The organism is Kineococcus deserti (assembly GCF_050871945.1).
Taxonomy (GTDB): Bacteria; Actinomycetota; Actinomycetes; order Actinomycetales; family Kineococcaceae; genus Kineococcus.
The window spans coordinates 17,206-27,241 of the sequence record NZ_JBJLSI010000051.1; the positions used below are offsets into that span (position 1 = coordinate 17,206).

The 10,036-nt window shown below is 69.7% G+C and carries 10 protein-coding genes; 5 read left to right on the forward strand and 5 right to left on the reverse strand.

From position 1 onward, the window contains the following. Positions 1-56: 56 nt before the first annotated feature. A complete protein-coding gene (locus ACRYR2_RS23775) occupies positions 57-1,118 on the forward strand; it encodes a tartrate dehydrogenase (protein WP_432565372.1) in 1,062 nt (353 codons plus the stop codon). A 168-nt stretch (positions 1,119-1,286) separates the two neighbouring features. Further along, positions 1,287-2,327: an L-idonate 5-dehydrogenase gene (locus tag ACRYR2_RS23780; RefSeq protein WP_432565373.1), complete on the forward strand. Its 1,041-nt coding sequence runs from the start codon at positions 1,287-1,289 to the stop codon at positions 2,325-2,327. A gap of 418 nt (positions 2,328-2,745) precedes the next feature. Here the strand turns inward: ACRYR2_RS23780 and ACRYR2_RS23785 are convergent, their stop codons facing one another. The 3 genes from ACRYR2_RS23785 to ACRYR2_RS23795 all read right to left on the reverse strand — a co-directional run bounded on the left by ACRYR2_RS23785 (position 2,746) and on the right by ACRYR2_RS23795 (position 5,646). Further along, positions 2,746-3,048 carry a DUF4193 domain-containing protein gene (locus ACRYR2_RS23785; protein ID WP_432565374.1) on the reverse strand — a complete coding sequence of 101 codons (303 nt, stop codon included), beginning with the start codon at positions 3,046-3,048 and terminating at the stop codon, positions 2,746-2,748. A 919-nt stretch (positions 3,049-3,967) separates the two neighbouring features. After that, positions 3,968-4,888 carry a CARDB domain-containing protein gene (locus ACRYR2_RS23790; protein ID WP_432565375.1) on the reverse strand — a complete coding sequence of 307 codons (921 nt, stop codon included), beginning with the start codon at positions 4,886-4,888 and terminating at the stop codon, positions 3,968-3,970. 227 nt (positions 4,889-5,115) lie between these two features. After that, on the reverse strand, positions 5,116-5,646 hold the full coding sequence (locus ACRYR2_RS23795; RefSeq protein WP_432565376.1) for a hypothetical protein: 531 nt from the start codon (positions 5,644-5,646) through the stop codon (positions 5,116-5,118). A gap of 37 nt (positions 5,647-5,683) precedes the next feature. Here ACRYR2_RS23795 and ACRYR2_RS23800 point away from each other — a divergent pair, with 37 nt between their 5' ends. Together ACRYR2_RS23800 and ACRYR2_RS23805 are read left to right on the forward strand one after the other, a co-directional pair. Further along, entirely contained in the window at positions 5,684-6,910 is a 1,227-nt protein-coding gene (locus ACRYR2_RS23800) for a hypothetical protein (RefSeq protein WP_432565377.1), read from the forward strand. Positions 6,911-7,260: 350 nt separating this feature from the next. Next, a complete protein-coding gene (locus ACRYR2_RS23805; protein WP_432565384.1) occupies positions 7,261-7,959 on the forward strand; it encodes a hypothetical protein in 699 nt (232 codons plus the stop codon). Positions 7,960-8,093: 134 nt separating this feature from the next. On the opposite strand, the gene ACRYR2_RS23810 is transcribed toward ACRYR2_RS23805, so the two are convergent. Beyond that, positions 8,094-8,609, reverse strand: coding sequence for a GNAT family N-acetyltransferase (locus ACRYR2_RS23810; RefSeq protein WP_432565378.1), 516 nt, complete (start codon positions 8,607-8,609; stop codon positions 8,094-8,096). A 189-nt stretch (positions 8,610-8,798) separates the two neighbouring features. Here ACRYR2_RS23810 and ACRYR2_RS23815 point away from each other — a divergent pair, with 189 nt between their 5' ends. Next, on the forward strand, positions 8,799-9,350 hold the full coding sequence (locus ACRYR2_RS23815) for an AAA family ATPase (RefSeq protein WP_432565379.1): 552 nt from the start codon (positions 8,799-8,801) through the stop codon (positions 9,348-9,350). Positions 9,351-9,566: 216 nt separating this feature from the next. Here the strand turns inward: ACRYR2_RS23815 and ACRYR2_RS23820 are convergent. Next, a partial coding sequence (locus ACRYR2_RS23820) for a glycerate kinase (RefSeq protein WP_432565380.1) occupies positions 9,567-10,036 on the reverse strand: 470 nt, incomplete at its 5' end.

Here is a 10,036-nt window from a genome sequence, read left to right on the forward strand (position 1 = left end):
CGCCATCGGTCTTCACTGTCACCGTCACTGCCGCCGTCGCTGAGAGGATTCCCGCCGTGAGCAGCTTCCCTGTCCATCGAATTGCCGTCCTGCCCGGTGACGGCATCGGCACCGAAGTGATCCCCGCCGGCCAGCGCGTTCTGGACGCCGCGGCCCAGCGACATGAGTTCTCCCTGACCTGGCAGGAGCACTCCTGGGGCAGCGCGCACTACCGCAGGTACGGCCGCATGATGCCCACCGACGCACTGGACACGCTGCGCGACAGCGATGCCATCTACCTCGGCGCCGTCGGCAGCCCCGACATCGACGACGTCCAGACGCTGTGGGGCATGCTCATCCCCATCCGCCGCGAGTTCGACCAGTACGTCAACCTGCGACCCATCCGCTCCCTGCCCGGCGTGGAGGCACCGCTGCGCCGCAGTGAAGGCATCGATGTAGTCGTGGTGCGAGAGAACACCGAAGGTGAGTACTCCGACGTCGGCGGCCGCAGCTACCGGGGAACGGAGCACGAGGCGGCCTATCAGCAGGCCGTCTTCACCCGCCGCGGTGTGCGCCGCGTCGCCCAGTACGCCGCCGACTTGGCCGTCCGGCGCGCTGGGCGGCTGGTCTCGGCCACCAAGTCCAACGGCATCATCCACACGATGCCCTTCTGGGACGAGGTTGTGCGCGAGACCGTCGCTCAGACGCCGGGCCTGGCGCTGGAGAGTGTCCTCATCGACGCTCTGGCGGCCCGACTGGTGATGCGTCCGCAGTCCCTCGACGTCGTAGTGGCCTCGAACCTGTTCGGTGACATCTTGTCCGACCTGGCCGCCGCCACCGTCGGGTCCATCGGCATCGCCCCCAGCGCCAACCTCAACCCCGAGCACCGCTTCCCCTCCCTGTTCGAACCGGTGCACGGCTCGGCACCCGACATCGCCGGCACCGGGCTGGCCAATCCGGTGGGTGCCATCTGGGCGGGAGCCATGATGCTGGATCACCTCGGGCACGCCGCAGCAGCCGACACCGTGATCAACGCCTTCACGGCGGTCCTGGGCACAGGAATGGCAACGCCTGACCTGGGTGGTAACTGCAGCACCACCCAATTCGCCGACGCGGTCATCGCCGAAATCTCCCGCTGAGGCGAGGCATCCGGCCGGCGCTGAGGCCACCGCCAACAGGCCGGCACCGCCGGGGTTGTTGATCGCGGCCTAACCGGCTGCTGCAGTACCGCCGCCGTCGCGTCATCGGCACGGCACCACCGACTGGCCTCAACACCCCAAGCGCAGCCCCATCCAAGGAGAACCGTCGTGAAAGCCGTCGTCGTCCACGCCCCTGGAGACCTGCGCGTCGAGGAAGTCCCCGAACCCGCCGTCCCCGCCGACGGCGTCCTGGTCCGGATCATCTACGGCGGGATCTGCGGGTCGGACCTGCACTACGCCAAGGACGCCCGCAACGGGCCCTACACCGTCACCGAACCGCTGACGCTGGGCCACGAGGTGGTCGGTGTCGTCGAACGCGTCGCCGAGGGGGTCCAGGCGCCGCCGGTCGGAACCCGCGTCGCGGTCCACCCCGCCACCCCGACGGCGCCGGCCGGCCAGTCCGAACCCACCGGACTGCACCTGCGCAAGGGCGGCACCTACCTGGGCAGCGCCTCCACCCAGCCGCACACCCAGGGTGGGCTGACCGGGCTGCTGCCGGTCACCGCCGGTCAGCTGCGGCCGCTGCCGGACGGCCTGCCGCTGCGCAGGGCCGTGCTGGCCGAACCGCTGGCCGTGGCCCTGCACGGCATCGCCCGGCTCGGGTCGCGGGTCCAGGGGGCGCGGGCACTGGTCAGCGGCGCCGGGCCGATCGGGGCGCTGGCCGTCGCCGCGCTCAAGCACGCCGGGGCCGCGCACGTCACGGCCGCCGACCTGCAGACCCTGCCGCTGCAGGTCGCCGGGAAGGTCGGCGCCGACACGCTGATCCACCTGAGCGCCGGCGAGAGCGTGCCCGAGGAGGCGTTCGACGTCGTCGTCGAGGCGGCCGGGGTGCTGGCCTCGCTGCGGACCGCGATCCGCGCCGTCCGCCCGGGTGGGGCGATCCTGCAGCTGGGGATCCTGCCGGCCGGGGACCTGCCGGTGCCGCTGGCCGACATCGTCGCCCGCGAGATCGCGCTGTTTGGGACGCAGCGCTTTGACATCGAACTCGACGTGGCCGTGCAGCTCCTAGCCGCCGACGAGACGCTGGCGGCCGTCGTGACCGACGTCTTCGACATCAACGACGCGCAGGAGGCCTTCGCCCGGGCAGCGGACTCGTCGAAGTCGTCCAAGACCGTGATACGCGTTTCGGCGGACCCGGAAGCGTTGTGACCAGGTCGGTCGTGAGCGTCCAGGAGTAACCAGGCCGGTAGACCAAGCCGGTCGTGGCCGCTCGGTCGTGGCCAGCTCGATCTTGATCGGTTCAACAGCAGTTGGTTCGCCGCACCACCAGATCAGCCCCGCGGCACACCAGCCGCGCCCCTGCAGTACGCGCCACAGAATGAAAGGAATCCTCCAGAAGCTGGGGCGGAAGCTGGACAAGGCAGGTACGCGCGAGACTCAACTCACAGTCCCGCCACCACTGACGTTCCGCGACTTCATCGGCGCTCGCGAGCGCCGATGAAGTCCTTGCCTCGTGGGGTACGCCAGTGGCCGAAGGCGAGGTCTTCCCGGTTCAGGCGTTCAGGGAACGACTGCCCTGCTTGTGGCGTCGTGAAGGCTGGGCCAGGCGTCGATCCGTCCTGGTGTCTTAGGCCGCGCAGTCGTCGCAGACAAACTGGCCGCCCGAGGCATCGTGCAGCTGGCTGCGGTGCTTGACCAGGAAGCAACTGGTGCAGGTGAACTCATCCTGCTGGCGGGGCAGGACCTGCACGGTCAGTTCCTCACCCGACAGGTCCGCGCCGGGCAGCTCGAAAGACTCTGCGGCGATGGCCTCGTCCTCATCGACGCTGGCTGAGCTGGAGGAGTCCGATCGGCGGGTCTTCAGCTCCTCCAGGGAGTCGGTGTCCTCCTCGTCGGTGTTCTTGCGCGGCGCGTCGTAGTCCGTCGCCATTCCTCAGTCCCCCTGTTACCTGTCTTGCCATCTGTGTTGCTACCTGTCGGTCGCGCCAACGCAGCACGCGCACGGTTCGTGCCCTGGCACTTGATTGGGAGCAAGCACGCATCATGCCGTGCGCGGGCTGCGCGGTGGCCAGCGGCTCCGCCGCGCAGGTGGCCGGGGCTGTTGGAGGCTCAGGTCGGCGCGAGGGCGCCGGCGGATGGGAGTGCTGTCGAGGCGCTGCGCTGGGGAAGCTGGGAGGCGGTCTTGCAGCCGACAGCCACTGCGCATTGGATCGCACCCCAGCAACCGTCTGCGTCGGCAACGACGCGCAGGTCGCCATCTCCCCTCGCAGGCAGCGGGTGGGCTGCGGTGTCCACCTTGGCCGCGGCAGCAGGGCCCTGCGGTGCTGCGCGCCAAGCATCAGCGTCTTGGTGAGCCTGCCAGGGCACTGCCCAGCATGAGGCTTGGCGGCCGCTGACCAGCCAGCTCACGCTGCAGCGAGCGGCTGGTCGCTGCAGGAGCCAGCCGGTGGCGATCGGCGTGGTCGCGGGGTGATCCGGCAGCGGCGACTCGGCTGTGGCCAGGGCTTGACCGCGTTGACGGGACGACCGGGGAGGGGGCGCGCCGTCGGTTGCCCCGACGTGCGGCCCGTCGCGGGGCGTCCAGATGCTGCCCGGGCCGGTGATACCCGGACGGGTGGCAGCTGGCGCCAGGTCTTGTTCCGGGTGGGTGGCTGGGCTGGTGCTGCCAGGCGCCGGTGACGTTTCCGATGACGCCGTGGCGGTTTTGGTTACCTCCGTGTGGTTGCCCGCGACTGGGACGAGGACGGTCAACTGCCAGCAGACTTGCGGGGGGCTGACCCCAGCCGTTGGAAACCCGGGATGGTGGCCCCTGGCTGATAGTGATGGATCGGCGAGGGAGCCGGGGCTGGTCAGAAGTGGAGCTGACCGCTGACCTTCGCGGTCGTCGTGGCCAGCATGGTCACGCCCTCCCAGCCGCCCTCGTGCAGGGTCCATCGGGTCGAGGTGAGCTGCTTGGCCTCGAAGCGGGAGAACCCTGGCCACTGCCCGGCCGCGCAGGTGATCTTCTCGCCTGGGTCGCCGTGATTCCATTTCGCGATGTCGATGAGGGAGATCGGTGAGCTGACCGCGGAGGTAGACCCAGCAGGGGCCTGCGCGAGACCGGAGGAGCCGAACGGCCCGTTCGTGTAGTAGTTGCCGGGGCCTGCGCTGTACTCACCGAGGTAGGTGTCGGTACCCAGCACCGGCGTCCAGGTGGCCTCGTCGAAGCAGGCCCCGTAGCCGGAGCCGGTGACGGAGCTGGCGATGCCGGTGGCCTGCTTCATCGCCGGGAAGGTGGTGCGTGCGGACTGCCCGCTCAGGCTCGTCGTCATCGACGGCGTGGAGGTGACGGTGAACGTCTTCTTCGTCCGGTTGTTGCCCTCGTTGGACTCGGCGATACGTTTGGCGTCGTCGACGAACGCGAGGATCTCGTGTGTGCCGGTCGTCGCTTTCCACGTCGCGGAGTTGGTGGGTCCGCTGTTGGCGATGACGGTGGCGGCTTGGCCGGGGCGCAGCGTGTCGGTGTGCAGGTCGGCCCAGGTGACGAGCTTGCCGTCGACCTGGAAGCCGACGCCGTGGATGACGTCGGCGGGCGTGGCGGCTTTGCCTTGGTTTTTGATGGTGGCGGTGAACTGGACTTGCTGGCCGGTGGCGACGGCGGCGGGCGCCCAGGTGATGTTGGTGACGACGAGGTCGGGTCGTGCTGGTGCGGCTTCGGCGGCGCCGGCGGTGAGCATGCCGAGTGTGGTTGCTGCGGCCGCGACGATGGCAGCCTGCTTGCGTGTGCGCATGGTTCCCCCCATTGGTTCACCGGTCACCCCCCGTGTCCGGCGGCGCACAGCTTAGAGCTAAACGAGCTAACAGCAGTGCCCCCCTAACGAGGGACATGGCGTAGGTTCGAATGCTTGGCACGTAGTCAGGCGGCGCCTGCGGGACGGAAGCGTCTCTTCACAAGCGATGAAGCTGGTGATCGCGGCTCGGGGCGCACATGCAGCGTCCCCGTCGCCTCCATCTCGGATCACCGTCGACTGCTCGGCAGATGACCTGTCCCCAACTGCAAGCGCCGATGGGATGCAGTCGTCTGCCAGCGGCAGCTCCCGAGCTCGACCCCGAGCTGGTTCTGGCGCTCCTCGATGTAGCGGCGGGTCGACGCGTGGGGCGGTCGAGCTGGGCCGCGAAGAAAGCCGAAGCCGACCTCAAGATCGCGTTCGCCCGGCGGAGCTTTCGACCTTTCCGTTTCCAGCTCGGCCCGGCGCCGCCTCGCCGACCTCGCTACCGTCGTCTCGCCCGGAGTGCAGCTGATGGATACGCGCCCAGCGGCCCGCCACCTCGGCCTAGTCTTGCTGAAGCCGATCGCGGTCTCCATCAGGGCGGTGTGGTCGGCATCACCGACCGAACCGATCGACGCCGCGGAACCTTCAATGGCCAGGTGCTCGGTCAGCCGCAAACTCGTGTACTGCGATCCGGCGGCCGAGTGCATGATCAAGCCGGGCGCCACCGGTTTCAAGCGCCGCCTTACGAAGGCTTGAGGCTGGTGGACGCGGTCCACCGAGACACCACCGTCACGGCCGGGCATGCTGGCTTGCGTGGCCCTGTACGAGATGACCGCCCAGAGGGACCTCGTGGATATCCCCGCCTCCACCTTCGCTGCCGAAGGCATCCGTGAGCGCGACGACCTGCAGCGAGCGCTGCGCGAGAACATCACCGTCCTGGGCGAGGACCTGCTGGTGGTAGCCGAAGAGTTCGGCGACTTCGATGTGCGTCGGCGCATCGACCTGCTCGCCGTGGACCGCACCGCCCGCCTGGTCGTCATCGAGCTCAAGCGCACCGAGGACGGCGGCCACATGCAGCTGCAAGCCCTGCGCTATGCCGCCATGGTCTCGGCGATGACCTTCGAGCAGCTCGTGGCCACCTACACCCGCCATCTGAGCAGCACCGACCCCGAGGGCGCCGAGAGCGCCCGCGAGCAGCTGGCCGACTGGCTCGACGAGGTCGGCGGTGAGGACGCCGTCTTGCACCGGCAGGTGCGCATCGTCCTGGCCGCCGCTGGCTTCGATGCGCAGATCACTACCACCGTGCTCTGGCTCAACGACGTGTACGGCCTGGACATCTCCTGCGTGCGCATCGTGCCCTACGCCGTGGCCGGCAAGCTCCTGCTCGACGTGCAGCAGGTCATTCCGCTCCCTGAGGCCGAAGAGCTCACCGTCCGCCTGCGCCAGCGCGAAAGCGCCGCGCGTGCCGTCACCGCTCAAAGCGGTCGGGACTGGACCCAGTACGTCATCCACACCCCCGACGGTTCCAGCGCCCCGCTGCGTAAGCGCCGCGCCATCCTGGAGCTGCTCACCGCCTTGCATCGCGCCGGCGTGGCTCCCACCGACCTGGCGCAAGCGCTGCCCGGCAACACAAAGTTCCTATCCGTTGAAGGCGAGCTGGTCGATCAGGAACTGATCGACACCTTCCTGGCAGCTCACCCCGGCGCCCGCCGGGCAGTGCACCGCTGGTTCTTTGACGCACCTCTGCACCACACCGGGCGCACCTGGGTGCTCTCCAAGATGTGGGGCATCGAGACCCCCCCAGGTCCTGGACAGCCTGCTGCGGCTGGCGCCCGACGGCGTCGCGTACCGCTACGAAGCAGCCCAGTAGCTTCCGCTATAGGCACAAGTCCGTGCATGGGTACGCACCGGTGCGCGCACCGCCAAGAAGCTGCTGAAGCCGACCGCGACGCGGGTGCTCGCAGCGGTGCACACGCTGCTGGATGCGCTCACCGGACCCACGAGCGTCAAGTAGGGCAAGGCAGCGCTGGCGCGGCCTGAAGTTCATATATGGTTGCGGTGCAGAGTGCCTCGCTCCGCTGGCACGTATTGAAACCGCTGGGTTCGAGGGTTTCCAGTTCCGGCAGCAATTATCGTCGCGCTTCGCGCTCATCACGGCGCAAGTGCCTACGGCCTGGCGGCCCAGGTGCGAGCGCGACCACACCGATGCGGAACCCGATAAATGCCCTCGATGGCCGCGAGCGGGCGCCATCGGAACCGTCACCCTGCGGGGCCTAACGGGGCCGTAGAAGCCTCAAAACCCCTACCGGGCACGATACCCATCTCGACCCGACCGGCCCCTACAGGGCCTCCAGCGGCCGTCTCCCGCGGGCCGCCGGGTCGGCGAAGAGATCCGCCACAGCAGTCCCATGCTCAGCCTGGCCAAGGCCACCACCGCCGCAGAAGTCCGCGCCTTCCTCGCCGGCCTCACCGTGGACGGCCAGGAACCCGGCCCCCTGGTGGTCGAGGCCAAGCAGGACGGCTGCGCCATCGCCGCGATCTACCAGGACGGTGCGCTCGTGCAGGCCGCCCAGCGCGGCGACGGCACCAGCGGCGACCCCGTCACCGAGCAGCTGCTGCGCGGACAGGGCGTCGCCGGTCTGCCCGCCCGGCTGACCACCCCCTCAGGTGCCGGCTGGTCCGGGGAAGTCCGCGGGGAGCTGTTCATGACCGACGCCGACTTCGAGGCCGCCAACCAGATGCGGGTGGCCGCCGGGCGCCCCGCCTTCGCCAACCCCCGCAACGCCGTCAGCGGAACCCTGCGCAACCTCAACCGCACCTGTGAGGTGCCCCTGTCCTTCGCCACCTACGACATCAGCGGCGACGGCATCCCCAGCGACACCACCTCGGGGCAGGAGAGCGCGACGTACAGCGAGCGCCTGGCGGTCGCCGAGGCCCTCGGCTTCGCCACCGGCCGCCAGCTGCTTCCCGACGCTCTGCGCGCCCCGCGTGAGGGCACCGAGCAGGTCCTGGCCGCCATCGACGCCGTCGAGCAGCTGCGCCCCACCCTCGGCTTCCCCATCGACCGACACACCACACAGCCGTCGTGAAGGCCGACTCGCTGTCCACCCGCCGCCGCCTGGGAGCGCGCACCGGCTCCCCCCGCTGGCCGCGCTCATCCAATGAGCTGGGAGGTTCCCGCCGAGGCTCCTGGGTGGTTCACGCGGCGATGCTCCAGGTGCGGTCACGCGAGGGCGGGGCCGGTGGGCACCCAGTAACGCAGCTTCGGTCCCCGCTGACCCTGCAAGAGCCCTCCGTTGGCTTCGATCGTCCTGCGCGACGCGGTGTTGTCCACGTCGCAGGTCACCAGCGCGCACTCGATGCCCAGCGCTGCCGCCACCGGCAGCGCGGCGGCCAACATGGCGGTGGCGTGCCCCCGCCGGCGCACCCGCGGGACGACGTAGTAGCCGACGTGGCCACCGAACTCGCGCAAGAACGAGGTCAGGTGGTGGCGGATCTGCACCCGTCCCAGGTACTGCTCACCCTCCACCCACCACAGGTTGGTGGAGGGGACAAATCCGTCCGGGCGGGGTGAGCCGGCTCGGGCGTCGTCGATGAGCTCATCCACCCATGCGGCGAAGGCTTCGTCGTCGCGGTCGGCGTCGCGGGCGTAAACGGAGTGCTCGTCCCAGCCCGGCTCCGCAGCCGCTGCTCGCAGGGAAGCCGCGATACTGGCTCGAGGGTTGATCAGGTGCGCCACGCCGCGACCCTACGGATCGCTCTCGATGTTCTCTGGGGCGCCCCGGTGGTGCGCATGGTCAGACCGTGAGCGGGCGCCCGCAGCGAACTACCGATCTCACGGTCATCCCGCGGGTGGTTCACGGTCGGCTGCGATCGACGACACCTGAGCCATCAGGAATTCCCCGGGACGGCCGCTACCGTCACGCCCGTGCGAACCCCCACGCCGTCCCCGGCAGCTCTGCTGATCACCGGCACCGTTGGATCGGGCAAGACCACCACCGCCGCAGCCGTCGCCGCGCTGCTGCGTCAGGACGCCATCGCCCACGCGGTCATCGACCTCGACGCGCTGCGGGACGCCTGGCCCAGCCCACGAGACGACCCGTTCCACGAGCACCTGATGCTGGCCAACCTGCACGCGGTGACCCGCAACCACCTCGCCGCCGGCGCGCTCCGGCTCGTCCTGGCAGGTGTGCTCGAGGACCCCGCGCAACGGCCGCTGTACGAACAGGCCGCCAGCGCGCCGCTGACGGTGTGCCGTCTACGCATGGACCTGCGCGACGTCCGCACCCGCCTGCGCCAGCGGCACCACGATGACCAGGACGCCTTGGACTGGCACCTGCACCGCAGCGGGGAGCTGGACGCCATCCTGGACGCAGCCGGTGTCGGTGACGCCGAGGTGGCGGTGGCTGCCGAGCAAGCTCCGTCCGCGGTGGCCCGGGCCGTGATCCGCGCTGTCGGCTGGAACGCTGACCGCGACTGACGAGGCCACCAACCCCGCTGGCGCTAGGCACGCAGTGCTCGGTCATCCCGCGGCCCGGGCGTCTCTTAGGGCTGAGGCAGGTCGGTGGGCTCCAGCGTCACGACTACATCAACGGCGTGAAAGGTCACCTCAAGCTCCCCAACCGAAAAGTCCAGCAGTGCCGTCCCATCGCCAGCTGGCCAGGGTGGCTCGGATGGAAGGGACAGGTCGTCTGCTTCACCGCGAAGAGGAGGTCGTCAGCTCCGATGCGAGTCGCTCGGTGAGGACTTGCTCCACCAGGTCAAGCGTTCTCGTCATGGCGACCTCTAGCCCGAACAGGTCCTCCAGCACAGTCAGCTTCACAGAGCGGTCGCGCTGTAGGAGTTCGCGCCGGGCCGCCGGGTCGGCACTGCCGACGATCACGTGCACCAAGGTCGTGGGGTCGACGCGGTCGAGGACCTGGCCCACGACCTTGCCGGCCAGCGAGGTCGCGTCCAGTCGCCCTTCGCCGGTTAGGACGAGGTCGGCCGTCTCGGCGGCGGCGTCGAAGCCGTTGGTGCGGGCGACGACGCCGAAACCCGCCTCGACGCGCCCGCCGAGGGCGACGATCCCGCCTCCGAGGCCACCGGCGGCCCCGGCTCCCGGAACCGTCCGGACGTCTACCCGGAGCAGGGACAGGTAGAGCTGCGCGGTCTGCCGCAACCGCG

Coding starts and splice junctions, on each gene's coding strand:
- ACRYR2_RS23785 (WP_432565374.1), bottom strand. CDS start 3,048: ATGGCGACGGACTACGACGCGCCGCGCAAGAACACCGACGAGGAGGAC.
- ACRYR2_RS23790 (WP_432565375.1), bottom strand. CDS start 4,888: ATGCGCACACGCAAGCAGGCTGCCATCGTCGCGGCCGCAGCAACCACA.